Origin of the sequence: Bradyrhizobium sp. sGM-13 (genome assembly GCF_018398875.1) — a bacterium.
In the GTDB taxonomy this organism is placed as follows: domain Bacteria; phylum Pseudomonadota; class Alphaproteobacteria; order Rhizobiales; family Xanthobacteraceae; genus Bradyrhizobium.
The window spans coordinates 201,974-223,617 of the sequence record NZ_JAGWDK010000009.1 but is presented as its reverse complement, the minus strand read 5'-3'; the positions used below and the strand labels follow the sequence as shown (position 1 = coordinate 223,617).

The 21,644-nt window shown below is 63.2% G+C and carries 8 protein-coding genes; all 8 read right to left on the bottom strand.

The window, feature by feature from the left end:
• Window positions 1-141: 141 nt before the first annotated feature.
• Window positions 142-1,641 (bottom strand): glycosyltransferase family 39 protein, encoded by a 1,500-nt coding sequence (locus tag KJQ96_RS16210; RefSeq protein ID WP_213287601.1) that lies wholly within the window; start codon window positions 1,639-1,641, stop codon window positions 142-144.
• Window positions 1,642-1,744: 103 nt separating this feature from the next.
• Window positions 1,745-15,892: an LPD38 domain-containing protein gene (locus KJQ96_RS16205; RefSeq protein WP_213287600.1), complete on the bottom strand. Its 14,148-nt coding sequence runs from the start codon at window positions 15,890-15,892 to the stop codon at window positions 1,745-1,747.
• Between the two features lie 8 nt (window positions 15,893-15,900).
• Window positions 15,901-16,857 (bottom strand): hypothetical protein, encoded by a 957-nt coding sequence (locus KJQ96_RS16200; RefSeq protein ID WP_213287599.1) that lies wholly within the window; start codon window positions 16,855-16,857, stop codon window positions 15,901-15,903.
• On the bottom strand, window positions 16,857-17,978 hold the full coding sequence (locus KJQ96_RS16195; RefSeq protein ID WP_213287598.1) for a tail fiber domain-containing protein: 1,122 nt from the start codon (window positions 17,976-17,978) through the stop codon (window positions 16,857-16,859). The genes KJQ96_RS16200 and KJQ96_RS16195 overlap by 1 nt, the downstream gene beginning before the upstream one ends.
• 3 nt (window positions 17,979-17,981) lie before the next feature.
• The gene (locus KJQ96_RS16190) at window positions 17,982-18,419 is read right to left on the bottom strand and encodes a GNAT family N-acetyltransferase (RefSeq protein ID WP_213287597.1); all 438 of its coding nucleotides are present in this window, start codon (window positions 18,417-18,419) and stop codon (window positions 17,982-17,984) included.
• Window positions 18,420-18,483: 64 nt separating this feature from the next.
• Window positions 18,484-19,044 (bottom strand): hypothetical protein, encoded by a 561-nt coding sequence (locus KJQ96_RS16185; RefSeq protein WP_213287596.1) that lies wholly within the window; start codon window positions 19,042-19,044, stop codon window positions 18,484-18,486.
• On the bottom strand, window positions 19,041-19,805 hold the full coding sequence (locus KJQ96_RS16180) for a hypothetical protein (protein WP_213287595.1): 765 nt from the start codon (window positions 19,803-19,805) through the stop codon (window positions 19,041-19,043). Before KJQ96_RS16180 ends, KJQ96_RS16185 begins: the two co-directional genes overlap by 4 nt.
• Window positions 19,802-21,574 carry a hypothetical protein gene (locus KJQ96_RS16175; RefSeq protein ID WP_213287594.1) on the bottom strand — a complete coding sequence of 591 codons (1,773 nt, stop codon included), beginning with the start codon at window positions 21,572-21,574 and terminating at the stop codon, window positions 19,802-19,804. The genes KJQ96_RS16180 and KJQ96_RS16175 overlap by 4 nt, the downstream gene beginning before the upstream one ends.
• Window positions 21,575-21,644: the final 70 nt, after the last annotated feature.

Below are 21,644 nucleotides of genomic sequence, written 5' to 3'. Positions count from 1 at the left end.
GCGATAAAGACCGCGGCAAGCACGACCAGGACGGCGAAACCAGCAATCCAGTACATAGTATCCATGGTGCGAAACGCACCGCCCGGCCGACCGTTCCTTTGTTTTAGAGTAAGGCCCATGGCTGGGCAGCCTACCGGCGGGCTAGCGCGCTCCGGCGAACTCGATCCGGACAATCCGGTACCGGCTCTTTTGAGGCCCGATCTCGGCAAGATCAGTCGTTTTAATTCCAGGGTTGAGCTGGGATAAAGCCCGTTCTTCTTCGGGAAGCATCACCGCTATCGCAGCCGTATTGAGCTTGGCGAGGTAGTCCAATGTCACCGCGCGAATTTTTCCGGGAACGTAGACCAACATGTTGTGTTCGGTCGAGGTGCCGATGACGTAAAGGGGACCGGGGCTCTCCCGCACAACAGAAGCTATCTCATTACCCGCGATCTCGCTTCCCTTGAACAGATGCGGCCAGAAGGGCATCGCTATCCATCCTCGAGCAAGGAGGCCGCCGAAGATAAGATAGGTTACGACCAAAGCTGATGCGATCAAGCGCGGTTGCGTTAGACGGCAATGTTCGAACATCAATCCGCAGATTACGGCGAGTGCCATGGTCGCTGGCATAGCGTAGCGCGCAGCTACTCCGCCGGGCCAGAGGACTAAGACCAGCGTGCATTCAAGCGCGTAGAGCGTTGCTGCCAGCATCAGGTCGTGCTTGCCGGTCCGCCATTGGCGCAGCACGATAACCATCGCAGGCCCCAGCAGAATAGTCGCGGGAAGCATTTCCACTGCTATGCTTTTGACGAAATCGAGATGGTCGCGAACGAGATCAAGGCCAGTCGTAGTAAGCAGCCGGGAATGAACCGCCCAATAATCAACATCGCTCGGCTTTTCGTAGACCAATAGATACCAGCCCGCGACCATCGCCCCCGAAAGCATATTTGCAACGATGAATCCAAGGATCTGGTCGCGCTGCTTCAGAATCACGTAGGCGCCAACGCCGAGCGTGAAGTAAGCAACTGGTTGCGGACCCTTCGTCAGGCCGGCAAGGCCAAGCAAGATTCCGATGCATATCCACGTCAGCCAGGTGATGTTCTTACTGCAGGCAGCTTGCCACCATACACAGAAGGCCCCGAACAACAGCGTCGCCAGGACGATGTCAGCTTCGGCGTTGATGAACTTCGGAGCGACAAGCGGCATGCTGATCCAACAGAGCGCGCCGAAGATCGCGGCACTCTTGCCAGTGTTGGACCTTAGCAAGCTGTAGATCATCAATGCGCCGGCCAAGAAGAATGCCAGGTGCGGGAGACGCAGCGACCATAGCGTGACGCCGCCCGTCATCTCGCCGAACAGCGCTGTTATCCACGCCAGCAGAACCGGCCTCTCAGCGAAGCGCTCGCCATAGACGAACGGTGCGATCCAATGACCGTCTTCCATCGCCCCGCGAGCCATGGCGATAATTCGGCCTTCCTCAAGGTTAGAGGCGCGAATGATCGTGGCGGGAACGGCCTGAACAAGGAAAATTCCAATGACCCACAGGATAGGCCATCGCGCGTAATCCAATCGCGAAAATCTTAAAAGCAGCCATTCCCCAGGACGGAAGAATAAATTCCAAAACCGAGCAATAGCCGACGCCCCCGCGTCCGCTGAACGCATTCCAATTTCCCCAAGCCCGCCCCGTATGAAGCGCAACTCTCGCGCGATATCAAGGGTCAATTCCTCAGGAGGGCGAGTTCCGGGTTGATTTCCAACAAGGACGTCAGAATGCCGCCTCCCGCTGCTTGATCTCGCGATACGCTTTGCGGGCCTCTTCCTGCACCTGACGCATGTTCTCCCGGATGATCGCTATGAGATCCGCGCGCGCCTTCCGGTCCATGCTGGGGTCGTTGCGGGCTGCCTTCTCCTGCCGGCGCAGGTCTTTCAACTCCTTGTCGGCATCCCGGAAAATTTTCTCCGCGTCCGACGAGACGGTGCCCTTGCGCTTGCCCTGCTTCACGCCGAACTCGTTGCCACCCTTCTCGATGGTCTCGGCCGCGGCATCGCCCTGCGGGCCGTTGATGTCGGCCTTCATGGCTTTGCGGACCTGCGCCATGCCCTTTTGAACCTTCTCGCGGTCCTCGTAGAAGGCTTCGCCGGACTGCTGCTCGACGTTGGCGCCGACGAAATGCCGGACGATCGGGATCTGGTTGGCCGGAGTCGGCACGCCTTCCGCCCAATTGTTCAGCATGGTGGCGGTGCGGTTGACGGTCTGGCCAAGGCCGCCGGTAGCAAACTCCCACACGTATTGAACGTCACCGGGGTAGAGATCGACCGCGCCTGGGCGGAAGGCATCGCCGCCCGTTGCCTGGTTGAGGAAGCGCGCCACGTCGATCGCGAAGGGCGAGGTCGTGGTGAACGGTTGCTCGCTGTGCGGTTCGCCCTTGGCACCGAACTTCGGATGAATCGGCTTGCGCCGCCAGTTCTCGTTGATGGTCAGTTCGAGCAGCGGCATTTCGATGCTCGGCATGATCGTCCGCAGCCACGTTCCGACGTCCATGGCCGAGCCTTCTGCCGACACCGGCGAGAACGCGCCGACGATGGTCGATAGATAATTCGCCGCCGCCGCGCCGGACGTGATCTTGCCCTGGGAAACCATCGCGAGGTTCTCGCCCAGCATCCAGAACAGTTGCAGGCCATAGCCCATCGGGATGCGGAACGGCTCTTTCGAGCCCGGCATATAGAAGATGAAGTAGCGCTCGCGCTCCCAATATTTGCGCTTCATGTACTCCGGCTTTTTGTCCTCGTCGTCCGGAGAGACCGCGAGGTTCCAGAGCGTGGTGGCGAAACCACCTACCGCGAGACCGATAGCGGCGCGGCGCGCCACCTTCGAGGTTCGCAGCATCCGGATGGTCTTGAGACCGCCCTGAACGCGGGCGTTGAAGAAGGCATAGAAGGAGCCAAGGAACGGGCTGTAGATGCCCTTGCGGTTGAAGTTGGTCGTGGCCTCCTTCGACAACTGCGCGGCCTGCGCCTTCGTCATCCCGGCCTTGAGCGCCGCGTCGTAGACGGCAAGGCGGGTGCCGGCTTCGATCGTGCCATTGAAGAACTCGATGGCCTTGAGCAGGTTCTTGGCGGTGCGCCCGGGGAACATCGCAACGCTCTTGAGATAGCCCTCCTTGGTTTCGTTGAACGCCGACTCGATCTCGCGCTTGGCCTGGTCGAGGTCGTGGATGCCCATGAAGGCGATCTGACCGCCATTCTTCTTCCAATCCTGATGCAGTTGCGCCCAGCGCTTCTCGACAAACCGTCTCCGGGCGAAGTCGCCGGCAACGTTGTCGGCCTCCATCATCTCGCCCATCACGGCGCCGACGTAGGATCGCAGCGTGCCGATATTGGCAGCGAAGTGCTTCAAGAACTCTGCGCGCTGCTCTGCGGTCACAGTGAACGCCGCGTCCTGTATGTCGCGGAACAGGTTGGCGACAAAGAAGTCCGGGTTGCGCGCGGTGCGGAAGGCGGCGAATTGCCGGGTCAGCCAGCCATGCGCCCGGATCAGCGCGGGCAGGCGCTCGACGCCGACGTTCTTCAAGGCCGTCAACAGGTCCGGATGCTTGATGCGGATATAGTAGGTGTGGCCGCCCACCTTCACGGCGAAGGAGTCTTTCGCGAAGGCAGACGCAACTCGCGTCACGCTCTCCACCAAGCCGGTATGCGGATTGCGCCGCTGCACCGTGATCGCACGCTCACCCATGAGGAGGTCGATATCGTTCTCCGTCATGGCCTCGGTGCGGCCATCCGCCAGGATGCGCTCGGTGCGCTGCACGTCGTAGAGCGAGGGCTGTGGGTTCGACTGCATGAACCGCATGGCTGTGCGGCCGACGCGGTTCTGTTCGCCGCGGATGATCGTCCGCTCGCCCATCAGGAACAGGTTGGACAGGATGTCGTCCGCCTTCGACGACCGGCCCAGGGCTGCCTTCGTCTCCGGTCCCCGCACGTCGAAGCCGGTGCCGCGGCGGATCGGGCTTGCCATGTCCTCGTCGCCAGACTCGAAGCCCTGCAGCGGGACGTAATACTGATACGCCTGTTCCCAGCCGCTGATGGTCTCTTCGTGCTCGAGCTGATCGGCAACCATCGTTGCGCGGATCCTGCGAACGATGGCGTCGATCTTCTGCGCCGCGCGCTCCATCAGTTCGCGTTTGCCGTCCGCCTCGAAGCGGTCCATGACGGCTTGGGCCTCATCGTTGGTCATGCCCGAGCCGCCGTCCGGCATTAGCGGATTGATATCGGCGATGTGGCGATTCCGCTCCGGCGCGTGGCGTGCGTACAGATATTCGTGCAGTTCCTCCCGCGAAACACCCATCTCGGCGATCTCAGCAAGGACCGGCCGCCACGTCTTAAGCCAGTAGTCTTTCAGGCGCTTCTCGGTGCGGCCCTCGAACAGGGTCGCGGCAAGGGCCATGTCGATGCCCTCGGTCACCCTGCGGCCGGCGAGCTCTACCGCCGCCTGCATCCGGCGCATGTCCACATAGCGGTCGCCGAGGGCCCGGTTGGCCTTAAGGAAAGCCGCGTCGATCATGCCCCAGACGCGGTCGCGCCAGTTCAGGTCGGGACGCTTCCACCAATCCTGCCAGCGCTCGGGAAGGGGATCGTAGCTCTCGAACCGGTTCAAGTTGCCATGCGGGCGCACCTGGCCGCGGATGTTGGCCTGCTCGGCGCCGGCGGTGCGACCGCCAGCCCGCCCGCTGTAGGCGCCGTCATAGGCAGCCCGGAGGATATCGTCGGCATTCTGGTAACCAAGCCCGCGCAGGTAGTTGCCGACGCGCCGGAAAATCTCCATCAGCCGCTCGAAGGCTTTGCGGATGCCGATGTGGACGCCGGGCGCGTGCAGACCGCGAGCACGCATCGAGGCATAATACTCGAACGCCATGGCCCGGATCTCGAAGCCCGCTATGGTCTTGATCTCCTCATTGGAGAAGCCGAACGCTTGCTGCACGATCTGGCGCAGCCGCGCGTCCTCGCGCCTCAAGACTTCCATCTCCTGATCGGTCAGCAACCGGTCTTCAAGGGCGTGGAACGCCTCGTGGAAGGTGGTGTCGAGCACATGTTGGAGCGGATAGGAGGGGTCGGCGAGCGCCACGGTGATGAGGGCTTCTGCCGGTAGATAGGTGCCAGCCGCCGTCTGCGCGTCGGGCTTGAAATCTCCCCAGCCCTTCGGCGGGACCTTCAACGGATAGATGTCGACGAACCGGACATTGATCGTCGGGCCGGTGATCTTCCGCACCACGTCCGTCAGGGCTCGCTCCAGGTTCGCACGGACTTGCGGCGACATGGGTGGTGGGGCGGATTGCCCACCGGCGTCCAAGCGGTTATATTCGTCGTTGCGGCCCTGACCGGACAAGTGATCCTTGGAACTTAACTCCAAGACCGTCGCCCCGGCGTGGGCCGCGCCGCTTTTCATGCGCTCGAATTGGCCCGGCTCGAGAACGTAGGCCGTCGCGATCTGGTACCGGCCGTTCTTCAGATGAGCGCGGAAGCCGATCAAACGGTCCACATCGGAGCGCTTCACCAGATCGATATTGCCGCTTCGCTGCGGGATCGCGACGTCAGGAGCGGACAACACGCTCTCGACGTGGTCACGGACTTGCTCGGGCGAGGAGAACGCCTCGGGGTGCTTCTTCGCAAGCCGCGTATAGTCAACCCAGAACCGGCCATGTGGAAGCTGTAGCGCCTGGAGCAGTCCGGGCGCGTCGATCTCCGCCCCGGTGAGGGATGACGAGCGGCGACGAATTGAAAACCGCGGTTCTTCCGTCAGCCGGCCACTCTCGGCATCCTTGGTCCGCTGGTCGAGGATCTTGATGACCTCTTCCAGGCGATCGCGCAGGCCCTGCAACTCCTCGGCCTTGCCGAACGGTTTGCTGCGCTCCTCGCGAAGCGAGGGCAGGCGGGTTTCTGCCTCGTCGAGCTTGTCCTGCAACCGCTTGCCGGTGAAGGAGGCTTCGTAGTCGATCTCGCCTTCCAGCTTGTCGACCAGCGCGCGCCCGCTCTGCGGCACGAAACCTTTGGCGTCGTGCGCGTAGGGCTGCTCCACATCCACGATGGTGGTGCCATCCTCCGACAGCGCGAGCGAGATGCGGTGCGCGTCAGTGTGGACACCCAGCTCGAGATTGTAGCCGAGCATCTTGCCAATTCGGACAGGCTTGTTCGTGTCGCGGCTCGTTTGGTGCAATAGCTCAGTCGCCTTGCGGCCGATGATCTGCCCGAAGACGGTGCGCGAGCGCACCACATCGCCGTCCACGACAGCCTCGATCGGCACAGCGTCGCCGATGGCCTCGTTGAGGACCGCCTGTGCCGTCTCGCGGTTGGTGACGCGCTGGCCGTTGATGTTGATGGCATAGCGGGCGTTCTCGTCGCCTGCCTTCTGAGCCTCGATCGCCGCTTCGACGGCGTTGTTCGCCTCCAATCTGGTGGCGTAGCTCTTGCCCTCCACCTCGACGGACCGCCCCGCCGCGTCCCGGCGCATGGTCTCGATCGCGCTCTCGATCCGTCCGGCCTTCGCCTTTCCGGCTTCGATCATGGCAGGATAGTTCTTCTGGGCCCGCTCAAGATCGTAGATCGCGTCCTCGATGCCGAACATCTTCCGACGGTGCGCACGCTCCAACAGTTCGAGCTTGTCGATCTCGGCCATCAGCTTGACGCGCTCCAACAGGAGCGGGTCTCCGGAGGCGAGCGCCGCGATCTCGGCCATGCCGACCGAGTCCTCGTCCTCAAACTCCATGTTAAAGGCACCGTCGTACTTCCGGATGCCGTTAATCATCTTCAGCTTGGTGGCGTTCAGGTCCCACATCTTGGCGTCAACGGTGCGCTCCGTGACGTAGGCGAGGATGTCTACCTCGAAGTTATCGGCGCCGTACTTCTCCAAGAGCTTATTGCCCTGGCGGATGATGCGGCCTTCGCGTTGCTCGATGTCAGAGGGCTTCCACGTCACGTCGCCGTGGTGGAGTGCCACAAGCCGCTCCTGCACATTGGTGCCAGCGCCCATGCGCGGGGTCGAGCCGATCAGCACGCGCACGGTGCCGTCGTTGACGGAGTCGAACAGCGCCTTCTTCTCGGCGTCGTTGTTAGCCTCCTGCACGAAGCGGATTTCGTCGGCAGGGATACCGCGGGAGATCAGGTTGCCCTTGAGCTGATCATAGGCGTTCCAGCCGCCTTTCTGGGCGGCGCGCAGCGTCTCGATCTCGTTGGGGTCGAACTTGTCAAGCTGCTCGACGAGGTCGCGGTACTGTGCCTCGTCGCCCGCGGCCAGCGCCGCATCGCGGCGGCCGATCAGGTCGTCGTAATCCTTGAGGACCTTCTTGTCGCTCTTCGCCGCTGGAACGCTGCGGTCGATAAAGACGAGCTGGGTACCTGCGTCCTTCTTCGATTGGCCGTAGATGTCCGCAATCTTGTCGGCGATCTGATCGAGCTTGCCGCCTGCCTCGTCGCTCTGGACGGTCGAATCGGCGGCGCGCACGTCGAGCGAAACCTTGCGAGCCCGGTCCATCAGCCGCAGGCGGGTGGCGTTGCGCTCGAACGGGTCGCTGATGTTCGGCAGGCTGTTGAAGCCCGCGACGATCTCGCCCAGCATGCCGGATTGGGCGGAGGTCGGCTTGACCACCACTTCCTTGCGGCCGCCAGTCTTGACCTTCGGCACGGGGAAGCGGGCGCCGTTGTTGTCCTCGGCGTACCAGCGGTTGATGTCCTCCTGGGAGACCGCGTCGGTGAAGGAGTAATAGAGCTCCATCAGCGCCCGCATGTTCGACCAGTTGCGGCCGAGCCGGGTGACTTCCTTCAAGCCGCCAGCTTCCGTCGGCTCGAACTTCGCGCTGGCCGAGACGTACTGCGAGCGCCAGGCGTCGAAATGCTCGATACCGAGATCCTTCAAATCCTGCGCCGCGAGATAGCGCATCATCGTGTACATCTCGACGGCGCTGTTCGAGATCGGCGTGCCGGTCATGAAGGTGACGGTGCCGTTGGGGCTATCGCGCAGCACGCGCACCTTGTTGTAGAGGTCGAACGCCTTCTGGGAACCGCTCTTGTCGCCCATGCCGCGCACGCCGGTCAGGCGTGACGAGTAGAACAGGTTCTTGAACTCATGGGCCTCGTCGACGGTCAGGTCGTCCACGCCCATCTGCTCGAAGGTGAGCATGTTGTCGCGGCTTGCCTTCTTCAGCGAGTCGAGACGGCCTTCGATGGTTGTCACCAGCCGCTCGGCTTCCTTGACGGTGAACGGCTTGGTGCGGCCGCCGATACCGTCGGCTGCGGCCTGATCCTTGGCCTCTTCAACCGCCTCCTTCGCGATGCGCAATTCCTCTTCGAGGAAGCGGCTTTCGGTTTCAGGCGAGATGCCGATGAAGCCGAACGAGGAGTGGGGGACGATGACGACGTCCCAATCGCCGGTGGCGATCTTGGCGAACAGGCGACGGCGGTTCTTCTTGTCGAACTGGTTCTTGCCGGCCGCGAGCACCTTCGCACCCGGGTACAGCCGGTAGACGTCCGCCGTCCACTGATCGACGAGATGGTTCGGCACCACGATCATGGGCTTGCGGGACAGGCCCATGCGGCGTCGCTCCATCACACGCGCAATCGCTGTGAAGGTCTTGCCAGCGCCGACGACATGGTCGAGCAGCAGGAAGCGCTCATAGATGCCGCGCCACACGGCGTTCTTCTGGTGGCGTCGCAGCCGGATCACTTCATCCGGCACCTTGCCGGGGAGGGCGAGGTGCGAGCCGTCGTGCTGGCGGTTGACGCGGGTGTTGAACTTCTCATTGTAGATGTCGGTCAGCAGGTTTCGCCGAGCGCTGTCCGCGAACACCCAATCGGCGAACTCGTTCTCAATCTCCTTTGCCTTCAGCGAGACGAGGGCGGTTGCCTCCTGATCTACATACCTCTTGCCCTCGCCATCTTCGCGAACGACCTTCGGCACACGGGAGTTGAGGATGCCGCGCAGGATCGCATCCGCTGTCATGTCAGCGGTGCCCCACTGGTCGGCCTTCTCGCGGCTATAGTCGTCAATGTACAGGTTGAATGAGTTCGTCACCTGCGAGTAATGGACCCTGGCCGGAACGCCGAAGAGGTGGGTTGCGAAGTCGGCGTAGACCTGCGGCGGAATCCAGTTGGCACCCGGCATGGCGGAGATGTTCTCCGCGCTCCAGCGCTCGGGCTGCACTTTCTGCAGGGCCTCGACATTCTTGGCGAGACCTGCGGCTTCGGCCGCCTTCAGCTTCCGCACCACGTTGCCGGACAGGTATCCGTTCGCCGTGTCGAAAGCGCCGGTCTCCGGGTCCTTGTAGAGCAGGGGCTTGTCGCCAGAAGTCAGTTGCTCGATCGCCTCGTCGCGGGGAATGCCGAGGAGCTGCGCGATACGGTCCATGTCGGCATGACCGACCTCAGAGAGCGAGATCGAGAGAGCGTCCTGCGGGCTCGACGCCTTCGTGGCCGGCTCATAGCGCGGCACCACACGGCGCGACATGATGGGCGCGGGCTTGGCGGAGGCAGGTTTGGCCGTCTCTCCGGTGCGCGCGGCCTTCGCGTTCGTGACCGGCGCGCGGTAGCCAGTTTCCAGCGCCATCACGAGCGCGCCGTCTGGCAGATCGTTCAGGAGGCGGAGGTTGCCCTGGTCGTTGAGATAGCCGTTCGAGCTGACGAATGATTGATAGGCATCCGCCAGCTTCTTGCGGTTACCCTCCATCTCTGCGGCCGGCGCATCCTCCGCCTCGAGGGTGAGCTGGCGCTTCGTGAGGTCGCGCAGGTTCACCAGCGCGGAGAGCTTATCATACTTCGCCTTGCCGAGCCGCATCGCGGCCGGGACCACGTTGCCGTCGAAATACTTCCGCTCATAAACATTTCGGGCGCCAGATTTGACCTTGGCGCCCTTTGCATCGACCTTCGGTTCGAGGGTGTACCATCTACCCCCGCTGTCCATGAGGAGTTGCCGCGACCACGGGGAGTCCGGCGTGATCGGCCGCCTGACCGGCTCATAGCCACCAGTCGGGGTCTCGCGCTCCGTGATCTGGTAGAGTTTGCCATCCTCACGCTCGACGTGGCCGACCTCGTGACCGGCCAGCGCGATCGAGAGCGAGTCGCCCATGCTCTGGTAGCGCTTCAGCGTGGCGTCCATCACCTCCTGATGGAGATCCAGCACGTTTGCCGGCAGGGTCTTGATAGCCTTGCGCAGCATCGCGCCGAGATCGGCGCCCTTCGCCAGCGTGACGTTGACCTCGCCCTTCTGGCGCATCGAGCCGGAGCGCTCCAGCTTGCCCATGACCATGTTGGGTTTGCGGGCGAAGTAGGAGTTGACCACCATGTCCTCGCCGCCCAGCGGATCCCGGACGGTCGCGGTCTGCACCCAATCCGGAGTGTCCGCGCTCTTCTTCGGGTCGCGGCTATTCTCGAATTGCTGGGTGGCGTACTCTTCCTCGGCCGGCGTATGCCGCTGCAGGAAGATGATGTCGGTCACCACCTCCGTGCGCGCGTTCTCTTTGAACGCGGTATCCGGCAAACGGATCGCTCCCAGAAGGCGAGCCTTCTTGGCGATCATCTCGCGCGCCTTCGTGTCCTGCGCATCCATCAGGTAGCGCGAGACGACGAGGATCTGCAGGCCCCCCGGCTGCAGCGCATCGAGACCGGCGAGGAAGAACTGGTTATGGATCGAAAGCCCGCTCAGCTCGGGCTTGTACTGGAAGCGCAGTGATTCCGAACCGAACGGCGGGTTGCCGATGTTCAAGACCGCCTCGCCCTCTGGCAGCGGCAGTCTGTGCAGGCCGGAGTGCAGGACGGTATCCTGCGGATAGAGCGCCTTCGCAATGCGCGCGGTGATGCTGTCGAACTCGACGGCAATGAAGCGGGTGTTGCCCGTGATCTCCTCGGGCACCAGGCCGAGGAAGTTGCCGGTGCCCGAAGACAATTCCAGCGCCAAGCCGCCCTTGAAGCCGAGATGGCGCGCGGCATCCCACATGGCGTCGACCACGGTACGCGAGGTGTAGTGCGCGTTGCGGGTCGAGCGGCGTGCCGCCGTCAGCTCCTCGTTGGACAACAGATTCTCAAGCTGCTCGCCGCGCTCCTGCCAGTCCCGCTTGAAGTTGCCATCGCCGTCACGGAAGGCATTGGCGAGGCCGCCCCATCCCACATAGCGGGCAAGCGCACGCTGCTCGGCGAGGGTCGCCCGCCGGTTCTCGCGCTCGATGGTTTTTAGTGTCTCAATGGCCGCGATGTTGTCGCGGAACTTCTGGCCCTCAGAGCCCTGTCCAAGCTCGGTTTCGTCGGTGATGCGGTAGTTGAGGGCAGGGAGGTTCGGGGCCTCGGCCGGCGTTACCGGACCGGAAGGTTCTCCTCCGGATCGCTCGGCACTGGCGGATGCTTCTGATACGCGGCCTCTTTTGCCGCCAGCTCGCGCGCCTGCTCGTCGTCGACCGGCTCCGGAGGCAGCAGGATGAACTTCGGCAGCGCCACTTCCCGCGCCTCGCTCTCCTGATAGCCCCGGCTCTTGAGCTGCTCGATCTCCGCCTGCGCCAAGGTCGCTGCTCCCTGGAGCTCCTCGTCCAGCGTCCCCTGCGTCCGAAGCTCCGCCACTCTGCGCGGCAGAAACTCCGTCCAGTGCTTCCTCGCCAGTGCTTTCAGCTCCGGAACGCTCATCGGCTGACTCCGTGGCGCCATTATCAGTCTCCTGTGCTGAGAGGTCAATTGCGCCCGACCGCACGTCCTGGGCGAAGCGAATAAGGTAGGGGCGCATCGCGTTGATGGCGTCCCGGTCCATGTCTGCTGTCTGAACGAGATACTTCACGAGCTCGTCGAGCATCGCCTTGATGTCGCGACCGGCCTCCGCGAAATGCGCCACGCCCGCCTTGAAGAACGGCTTGGCCCTCGCATAGGTCTCGTCGTCGAAGGTGATGCCAGAGGACAGCTTGCCCTTGGGGCTGAACAGAGCGTCGAGGCCCTTCGCCACCTCGGCAAGGCCCATGCCGACATTCTTGGCGGCGGACTTCGCGGCGGCACTCGCCTTCGGCTCCGGCGCATGCTCGTCGATCGCCTCGTCGATGATGCTGTCGAAGTCGAGATCCTCAGAATCAGAAGGCCCGCTTTCGCGGGCCTCGGTGGTCTCATTCTTCGCCGGTTGTGCCGGCGGCTTTATGTCGAGCAGGTCCGTTTGGTCCTTCTCGTCGCCGAACAGGCCCTCGTCGGCGGGCTTCTGCGGCTTGGTCGGCTTGAGCCGTTCGTTCGCCTTACGCTGTGCCTGCTCGCCGATGCCGATCTTCTCGGCGCCCGGGAGCACGGTCTGCTCGCCGGCCTCGGTCTTCTCGATCGGTGCCGGCTTTGTCGCTGCGGGATTATGGAAGGGATCGCTCACGAGCTTGAGCAACTCGTGGCGCTGCGGGCCAGTGAGGTTGTCGAACTTCTGCTTGTCGACCGGGCCTCCGGTGATGGCGGCCATTAACCTGAAGGCAAGATCGGTGTCGCGGTTGCGATCATCGATCATCGGCAGTTTGTGCAGCACCTGCGCCCAGGTCGGCCCTTCTGCGATGGCCCTGTCGTGCTCCTGCTTCGCCGTGACGTAACCGGGCTTCAGCATGTCGCTGATGGTGCGCTTGAACTGGGCCCAATATTCGGGATCAGCGTCCTTCACGAACTGCGGCGTCTGGGCAAGCACCTTGCGCGCCTCGCGTCCGGCCTTCGAAACAGCCTCGCGGTCGTTGGCCTCGACAGCTTCCTCGATCTTGTCGAGGGCACCTTCCATTGCGCGGGAGGCTGCGTTCTGGTCGGCCTCGCTGGGAGCGGAGTTTACGCCTTGATCGGCGGCACGCCCCTTAGATCCGGCTTCTTCGGTTCGGCCGGTGCGTTGTCCGAGTTCTCCGGCTGCGGGTTCTTCTTGCGCTTGCTGGCGATCTTCGCCAGGGCGAGGAAGGTCATTGACCGGCTCATCAGTCCGGCCTTCTTCTCCGGGTCCGACTCCTGCTGCGCTTTCTGCTTGAGCGCCGCGCTCATCTTCCTGTGTCGGTCGGGGCTGAACAGCATCGAATGCTCCAAAGTCGTAGATATCATCAATCTGGTCCTGCGTCACCGGCAGGTCGGTTTCGAGGTTCCGCATCGCGGCCAGTTCGAGGGCGTCCTCGGCGGACATGTCCTCGTCAGCCATGATCCGGGCGGCGAGGGCGATGTCCTCCTCGTTCGTGATGCCCGCGGGGATGCCGACGTCGCGCAGCATCTGCTCGATCTCGGCCCGGTTGTCGGCCTCAATGGCGGCGCGGTGGGCGTTCTCCTCATCGAGCCGCTGCAGCTCACGCTTGCTCGGTTCTGCTTCCTGGCCCTCCGGCAGCTTGCGCTGGCCGCGCAGCTCATTGTCGATCGCGTCGAGGAAGTCCCGCACGGTGCTGGTGGCGTTGGCGGTGCCGCGGAAATATCCCGCCTCTTCCGCGGCCTCGCGCATCTGGTCGAGCGACATGCCCGTCGGGCGCACCACGCCGAAGCGGCCGGTCCGCCCGGGGATGTTCACGCGATGGGAGCCTGTCAGATCCAGCGCCGTCAGTTCTGGGTCAGGCGCCAACCCGCCCTTCGAGGCGATGAATTGCAACAGCGAGGTCGGTTCGCTGCTCTTGATGGTCTGCTTGGGGAGGGTGATGGTCCTGGTCTTGACGGCGGGGGCTTTCAGATCGCCCTCGCGAAGCCACGCCTTGAGCTCGTCGATCGACATGTCGGCGATCGCGCCGAGCGTCTTTTCGCTCTTGCTCGACGTGCGGAGATAGGCGGCGCGAGCGGCCTGCTCGGTCGGGAAGCCAGCCATAACCTTGTGCTGGCGGAATTTCCCGGTCTCGCTGTCAACCTCGTCGATGACGTAAACCCGGTCGCCCTCGGGCTTGTTGCCCATGAACACGTCGACGTGCATGCCATCGGCGCCGACGGTGCCCTTGATATAGCCGTAGGCCGCGCCCATGCGGGTTTCCCACGTCTGCTTGGTCTTCGGGTCTTGGCCGCGGCGGATGCCGCCTGCCTCGGTCTCGATTGAAATGTCGAGGCCATTCCATTTCGCATGGCCCAGCGGACGGTTGTTGGCCTCGCCCTGCGACGGGGTGTATTCGCCGCTTGCGGCGTTCGTCACCGCCTTGAGGTCGTCCGCAGTCTCGATGTTGACCGGTGCGGCGCGCGTGCCGACGACATGGTCGTCGGTACCGAACTCCGGCTTGGTGCCGGCTTCCTCGGCAGCCGCGACCTCCGCCGCGATCTGGCCGGGCGACATGTCGTCGATGTTCTCGTCGCTGTAGCCATAGGCGCGCAGCATGGCGCGGTCGGAATCGCCCACGGCCTTTGCCTGCTCGGGCGAAGGGGGCGTGTTAATATTTTCGGTCTGATTTGAGGGGAGTGCGCTGTTGTCCGCTGGAGTCTCAGCCGCGGGCGCAGGTGAGATGGGTGTCGGCTGCGGCGCGGCCGGAGCCTGCGCGGGAGGAGCGCTCGACTCGCCAAGGATCTGCGCGGCGATGTTCTCCGCGCTGACGGGCGCTTGCGGCGGGACGGGGATGTTTGCTTCGCCGCGACGGCCTCGCAGGAGCGTCGGCGCGCCCATCGTTCCGGCCATGCCCATGCCGAGCATCGCGCCGATCAGCGCATTGGTCGCAACGTCCTTGGTGATGTCGCCGGGGTCTTTGCCATAGAGGGCGTACTTCGCGATATTGTCGAGCAGCTGCTGGACGCCTTCCTGCAGACCTTCCTCGCCCATCTCCTTCGCGATGAGACCGAAATAACGCCTCACGCCGCCGCCCGTGGCCTTATCCATTTCGTCGGCGATGCGCCCGAGGCCAACCGCCTCCGTCGATCCGATCGCGCCGCCAGTGATGTAGGCCAGCGCCTTCTTGTAGGCGGGCGCGCCCATGTCGTCGGCTTCGCGGTAATACTGCTCGGCGTTCTGCGCCGCACCGGTTACGCCAGACGCAGCCCAGGCGGGCAGGCCAGCCGCCTTACCGACAACACCGGTCGCCACAAAGCCAACCGCGGAGCCCGCGCCCTGGCCGAGCTTCGCGGTCAGATCCTCCTCGCGCGTCGGGTCGGGCTGGTTAGCAATCCCGATGCGGCGGGAGGCTTCACGCATGGCCTCGGCGATTCCAGTACCGTTCTTGATACCTGCAGCATCGAGAGCGGCGTCGATGGGACGTGCGATACCGCCGACGGTGTCGGGGACAATCGTGCCGACGGCTGTCGCGAAGCGGGACGCCGCGTCGCGGATAGGCTTCTGGGTGGGGGGATTGGCTCGCTGCGCGGCCGAAAGGCCAAGCTCGGCCTCGGAGAGGTTCTTGTGGGCGTTCTCGACTTCGGCGTCGATCGCCTGGCGCTGCAGGTCGCCAGTCGTGCCGCGGCGGGTACTTGGGGCGAGCACGGCATTCTGGCGTTCCTGTGCCGCCTGCAGGCGCGTGCGGGCTTCGGCAACAGTGTCCTCAGCCGCTTTGATGTTCGCCTCGCGCTCGGCGTATGCCTCTTCGCCGGTCAGCATGTTCGTCGTCAGGCCGCTGCTCGGCGCGCGAAAGGGCGCATCCTCGAGCGGCTGCACTTCCGGCATCGCTTGCGTTGGCTGGATCTCGGCTGGTGGGCGCGGCCTGGGGAGGGGTACCGGCGACGTAAGCGCGTCGGCTTCCGAAGGGCGCGCCTTGGGCGTTGGAACGGTCTGCCCGTACATCGCGTCGACCACTTCGTCGTCGGCGCCGAAGTCGGCGGCCGGCGCAGCCTTGGCGCGGCGCGGTTTCGGGGCGGGCCCGATCACTTCGTCATCGGCACCGAAATCGACCGGCTGTCGCGCGCGCGCGCTGAAGTCGGTCAGGCCCTTCCGTTCGGTCCGGGAGGCGAGCAATTCGGGATCAATAGGCGCAGGCGTATCCTCACCGGCCAAGCCGGTGATGAGGTCTTCAAATGCCATGTGGGGATTTACTTCTTCAGGCGAAGTTGGCCGGTGGAGGGATGGATGTAGTACGTGCCGGATTCGATCTCGTCGTAGTCGGCCTTCGACGTCGGCGCGTAGGGAGAGGCTTGCGTGCCGTCGCCCTTCATCGAGATTTCAGTGCCGGGGGCCGCTGCGGGCTTCTCCGCGGGGGCCTTGTCCATGGCGTATGCCTTCGCCGCCTTCGGGTTTGTGGCGACTGCCGCCTGCTGGTTCTTCTGCTCGGTGAGAACCTTGTAGTAGTTCGTCAACGCAGCCTTGTACTCCTCGCTGGTGCCGGTGGCCTTGGCATCCTGCACTTGCTTGAGCGCCTTGAGGTGCTGGTCAAAATCGGTCTTGTCTTGCGCAGCCGCTGCTTTCAGACCGCCGCCCATCCCGCGCGCGAACGCGCCGCCGGCGGTGTTACCGGTCACGGTGGACAGGCCGCCGCCCAGCGATGCCATCACCTTGTTCATGGTCGACTGGCTCGGAGCGAGGTTCGGAGCAATCGCCGAGAGCAGCCCACTCGCCGGCCGATCCTGCCCCGGCAATTCCGTCATCGGAATCGGCGGCATGCCCCGCTGCGCACGCTGGATGTCGGTCGGGGCGAACGCGGTGATCGCCTCAGGCGGAGCCAGCGGAGCGCCGGCCGGGCGCGGCTGCGGAAGCGGGACCGCTAGCGGCTGACGCGAGCGCGCGCTGAAATCGGTGGCACCTGAGGAAGCCTCCCGCATGTCTGGCGGCGCAAGGGGCATCTCTTGAAAGCGGCCGATGGGCGGGTCCATCGCTGGATTGAGGTCGGGATCGATGAGGCCCTTGGCCTTTCCCTCGCTGATCGAAAGCAGCTCGCGCAGCTTGTCCAACGCGTCCATCGGGTTGCCTCCGCCATCTGCGGCAGGCGGCATGTCGCTGGGAAAGTTTTGACCGACGTAGGCGTTACCCGAGATCAGATCGGCAAGGTTCATCAGACAGATGCTCCCATGTCAGCGGCGGCTTGCGTTGCTTTCTCGTAATCGACGACCTTAAGGCCACCGACTTCCATGACGGCATCCGGCGTCACCGCTTCGACGTCGTCGGCCATCAGGCCGATCTGCCAGCGATCGTCGCCGATGTACTTGAACCGATAGATCGGGAGGCCGTCCAAGGTCGCGCCGATGACGCTGATGTCTTCCTTCACGCGCCGGTCCGAGATAATCGCCGGCAGGAGCGACGAGGTGAGCGAACCAATGATGCCCCAGCCGGAATTGTTCGGCTGCTCTTCGACCGTCGTTTGCGTGGTCGATTTCGGCGTGCCGGCCAGCGCCGAGGTGACAAGTGCGATCTTCTGCGCGTCCCAGCCCTGGCCGCGCAAGAACTCCTGAAACTTCGCGGTATCCGCCGCCTGGTTGGTTTCCTGCTCGGTCTTGCCCGCCTTCGCGAGCGCATCCGCCGTCGTCAATCCGCGATTGACCTGCGACAAGTCGAGATCCTGCAGCGCCTTGCCGCCCGTTATTGCGCGCTGCAAGGCGGTCTCGTTCAGAGTGGCGTTGGTCTTCTTCGTATCCATGAGATTTGCCATGGCCGAAGTGAAGGCGTCGGAATAGCCCTTGCCGATGGTATTGGTCCGCAGGATGTCCTCGTTGCGCCGCGCCTCCGCCCGCTCGACGCCGGAGCGCGCATCGCCGAAAGCGCCATCCATGGTCGACTGCGCATCGAGGGACTTGCGGGTGTTGATGCCCTGCCGCGCGATATCGTCAAGCTGCGGTTGCAGCGCGGCCATGAGGTAGGGGTTCATGTACTGCTCGATTTCGCCCGTGGTCGGGGCGGTGATCGTCGAGGCCGGCGCGGTGGAGAACTGCTTGTACAGATCCTGAATGTCGGAGAGGTACGGATTGCTCGAGCCAGCGATCGACTTGATGAGGCCGAACGCGTCCTTCTGATTCTGCGTCAGCGGCGCCGTCATCTCCCCGGTGTAGGCTTCGAACGGCTTGTTCGCGAAGTTCATCGCGTTGGAGACGTTGGTCTGGGCGGCGGATTCCAGATAGGCCGGCAAGGTGTTGGTGGTGGTTTTCCGGCCGGTTTCTTCACTGCTGCCAAAGCAACCCATCTTTTAGTTCCTCGGATGAAGTGCGTAGATTGAGCCGACCGGCTGATAACGAAGGAGGCTCGCCACCTTCTCCGTTCTGCCCCGTCGACGGTTGGGGTTTGCGATTGTCACGTAGAGTTCCTTGCCGACCATGTCGGCGATCGCGCGGGCTTCGGCGAGCAGCGCGCCCAGCACATCGCCGTTGCGATGGTCGGGATGGACGAACAGATAGACCTCGCGGATGCAGTATTCCTTCGAATACCGATAGCGGGTGTTTTCCAGTCCCATTACGCCGACAAGCTTGCCTTCGCGCGTCGCCATCAGGAAGGCCCCGCGGTTGTCGGCATTGATGAGGTTGTAGATGTCCTCCATCACGACGACCGGATCGACCGGCGCGACCGCGACCTCGTCGCCCATCAGCATCAGGAGCTTGTGGACCTCGATCGCGTCCTGATCGGACATGGCACCGCGAACGGTGAGCCGCGCCTCTTCGGCGGCCCGTTGGGGTAAAGATAACATTGTGAACCTATAGTTCGGATGCGGAAAGGAACAGCGCGTCGATCTGATCCGAAGTCAGGCCGAGCGAGGAGCCGATGGAGATGATCATCGGATCGCGGCGATTGATCTCGGTGGCGTATTCCCAAGTGATCTTGGTGGCGCCTCCGGCAGCGTTCACACTAGCCTCTACTTGATCGAGCAGGCCGACACTGAGGAGCGCGAGGCGCGCCTGCCGGGGTGTGACGGATTGCGGGACGGTAGGACGAGGAAGACTGAGCGTGTTGGACGCTTCGTCGTACACGAGGCCGCCGAATGCAGCCTGCGGGTCCTCGGCGTTGTCGCCAGTGATTTCCAGTACCACAGAGGACTGAGGAAACAGCTTGCTCTCATCGCGGGTCGCGGCACGCGTGAGACCTCCTTCGACCGTGACCTTGATCGAGCCCGGGGCGAACGATGCACCTTTGTAGATGTAGTCGTACCAGTCGATGCCGTCGCTGTCCCGCTTGCAGAACATGATGTTCGAAGGGAAACCTTCGGGCCAGATGCCTGGTACGTAGCGCGACCACGATCCGTGATTGATGATCGTCATACGTACCCTGCTGTGTACCAGCCGCCGTCGTTGAGCTGGTATTGGAGATAGCGGTGACGGAACGTGCCCAATCGGCTTGCGCCTGTGATGACGGTGCCGCCGTAAGGCTCCTCCAGCCCGCCCGCGTAGCTGCGGTCAGCCGCGTAGGCCATGCGGACACTCACCACGATGTTGTAGCCGTTCGTATACAGCCGTGCCCCGGGTAGATGGTAGGCGCTGCCGTCGTAATAGAGGTAGCGACCAGTGTTGCCGAGAAAGATAACGCCTGTGGTCGGCGCGCTGGTTCTCACGGCGTTGATGTCTCCCGCCGTGCTGCTGTAGACGGCTCCAGCCGATAGGACGTTGTTGACCAAGAGAGAGCCGGTGATTGTGTCGCCAGCCTTGTTGACCGGCGTATACCCCAGGGGGGGCTGGTAGCTGCCCGCCGGCTGCGCGCCAATGTTGTTCAGCGCCTGCGTTTTCTGCGTCGCATTCAATGATTGAGCTGCATCGTACCGAACGGCGGAGGCGGCAATTCTCGCATTCGCCGTTGCCGTCGCCGTTTCCGTGTCCGCAGGATGAACATGGTCTTCGCGCGCATATTTTGCCGACGTTCCGACCTCCGCCGTACCGTCGACCAGCGGGTTCTCAGTCGCCGGGATGACTGCTCCTGGCGTTGATGGGTCTAATTCATAGGACGCGGTCTCAATCTCGCGAAGCGCGCCCATAATCCACTGCAGATCATTGTCGTTGGCCGGTTGTCCCAGAGCAAGCGGTCTCATCGGCGTGTCCCGTTGGAGGAGACCATCACGTCCGGCTTACCGAAGCGGAAGTAGCCGCCGATCACGTCGGTAATCAGTTCGAGGCTGATGTAGCGGCCTGACAGGCGCAGATCGACGAGATCATCGGTCGGCGTGATGGTGACGGTTTGGGTGTCCACCGTGGCATGGCGGAGCCGGTCCCAGCCGGTGAATGTCGCGGTGATGTCGCCCATCTGATTGTGGAAGTCGGCATTGATGCCGTCGATGTTGAACATCGCGGCACCGGATTGCAGGCTCGACGGCCCGAGCTTGATCGATGCGCGGATCGCAGCCCCATCGCCATCGACGCCGCTTTCGTGAAGATAGATGTGACCGTCCGGACCGGCCCAATAAGGGCGGGTGTCGCCGTGGGTGAATGCCGCCCCTGCGGTGCGCACCATCTGCCCCGCCGCCCAGGAGAAGTCCTTGAGGTTCAGAAGCGCATAGTAGCTCGGCTCTGTGTCTCCGGCCGAAATGTAGTACCAGATGATCTCATTGTATTTTTCGAGGTACTCGCCCCACGACAAATAGGCATTCTCGGTGTTGAGGTTGCCGAACACGTAATCGCGGATGTCATCAACGTTCGGGATGAACTGCACCGAGCCGTTGTAAAGATAGAAGTTCGTGTGACCCATCCAGTAGGCGACGCCGTTCGCTGTTACCGCGCAGGATGGCGAGACGAGACCGCAATTGCGCCCGCCGAGCCGGGAGGAGAAGACCGAGGCAGATCCGGTGTACTGGAAGATGTAGAGCGAGAAATCCGTCCAGACGCAGGAGATGTGATTGCCCAGCGACCGTCCGGCAATCAGCTTGGTCCCTTCCGAGAGGTTGCGCGTGTTTGCGGTATTGCCAAGGCCGGGCGTCCACATCGAGTAATCGCCCTGGCTGCACCAATCGACGCGCATGCCATCGCACAGCGCCATCACGAAGCGCTCTTCCGTGATGAACATGTAGCGAACGTCGGTTGGGGCATTCGCTACCCGCACGGCGCGGCCAAAGGAAGGAACGTCCTCCGGATCCCAATCGTAGATCGATCCACCATTGAAGGCGCTCAGAAGGATCCGGCCAAAATGATCGAATGACCAGATGCGAGGCTCGATGAAGAGAGTCGAGCCGGAGCGTGCGGTGCCGTAGGTACCGATGCCGTAGGGGCCGGCTCCGTAGCCGAGACCATAGACGCCTCGATCAGCACCGATCGAGACTTCATATTCATAGGTGATGGTGCCACCCCCTGTTGCGTCGGAAGAAGCATTTGCTCCGGCATCGATTGTGTAGGTTCCGGCGCCAATCGTGGTCAGCACCTCGTAGGGTCCATCGAGCGTCAATCCGCCGACGGCGGAAGCGCCAGAATAAATGACGGTGTCCCCGGGGTTTCTGCCGTGCGTCGCGTCAGCCACTGTGACGATGGAGCTTCCGGATGTCGTGGTGAACGGGTCCGTCAGCGTTCCGGAATCGGCCAGAGGCGTAATGTCGTGCTGGGTGAAATCGCGCTCGTAGACGTAGAGTTTTCGGTACGTCCCGCCTGCCATATACTCGAGCGATTGAAGATCGCGCCATGCATGAAGCTGTCGCAAGGCGCCGGACGAGATGACCGTGGTCTGCCTGACCCAGCCGCCCATCTTCTGCGGACGTCCGTTGACGAACCGCATCCACTGCATGTCGATCCAGCGGCCTTCCACGACGCGGTCGGACTCGGTCTTGACGACGCCGGGCGGCGGCGTCAACGGTACCGGGGGAAATTCATCAGACATGGGAACAGCCCCGCCCCCTCAACACCTCCCACAGTGATTGGGAAGGCGGGGCCGCCCTTTGCACTGACGT

What these genes read in the sequence shown, in the direction of transcription:
- KJQ96_RS16210 (WP_213287601.1), bottom strand. Translation starts at nt 1,641, where the DNA reads ATGCGTTCAGCGGACGCGGGGGCGTCGGCTATTGCTCGGTTTTGGAAT.
- KJQ96_RS16205 (WP_213287600.1), bottom strand. Translation starts at nt 15,892, where the DNA reads ATGGCATTTGAAGACCTCATCACCGGCTTGGCCGGTGAGGATACGCCT.
- KJQ96_RS16200 (WP_213287599.1), bottom strand. Translation starts at nt 16,857, where the DNA reads ATGAACCTTGCCGATCTGATCTCGGGTAACGCCTACGTCGGTCAAAAC.
- KJQ96_RS16195 (WP_213287598.1), bottom strand. Translation starts at nt 17,978, where the DNA reads ATGGGTTGCTTTGGCAGCAGTGAAGAAACCGGCCGGAAAACCACCACC.
- KJQ96_RS16190 (WP_213287597.1), bottom strand. Translation starts at nt 18,419, where the DNA reads ATGTCCGATCAGGACGCGATCGAGGTCCACAAGCTCCTGATGCTGATG.
- KJQ96_RS16185 (WP_213287596.1), bottom strand. Translation starts at nt 19,044, where the DNA reads ATGACGATCATCAATCACGGATCGTGGTCGCGCTACGTACCAGGCATC.
- KJQ96_RS16180 (WP_213287595.1), bottom strand. Translation starts at nt 19,805, where the DNA reads ATGAGACCGCTTGCTCTGGGACAACCGGCCAACGACAATGATCTGCAG.
- KJQ96_RS16175 (WP_213287594.1), bottom strand. Translation starts at nt 21,574, where the DNA reads ATGTCTGATGAATTTCCCCCGGTACCGTTGACGCCGCCGCCCGGCGTC.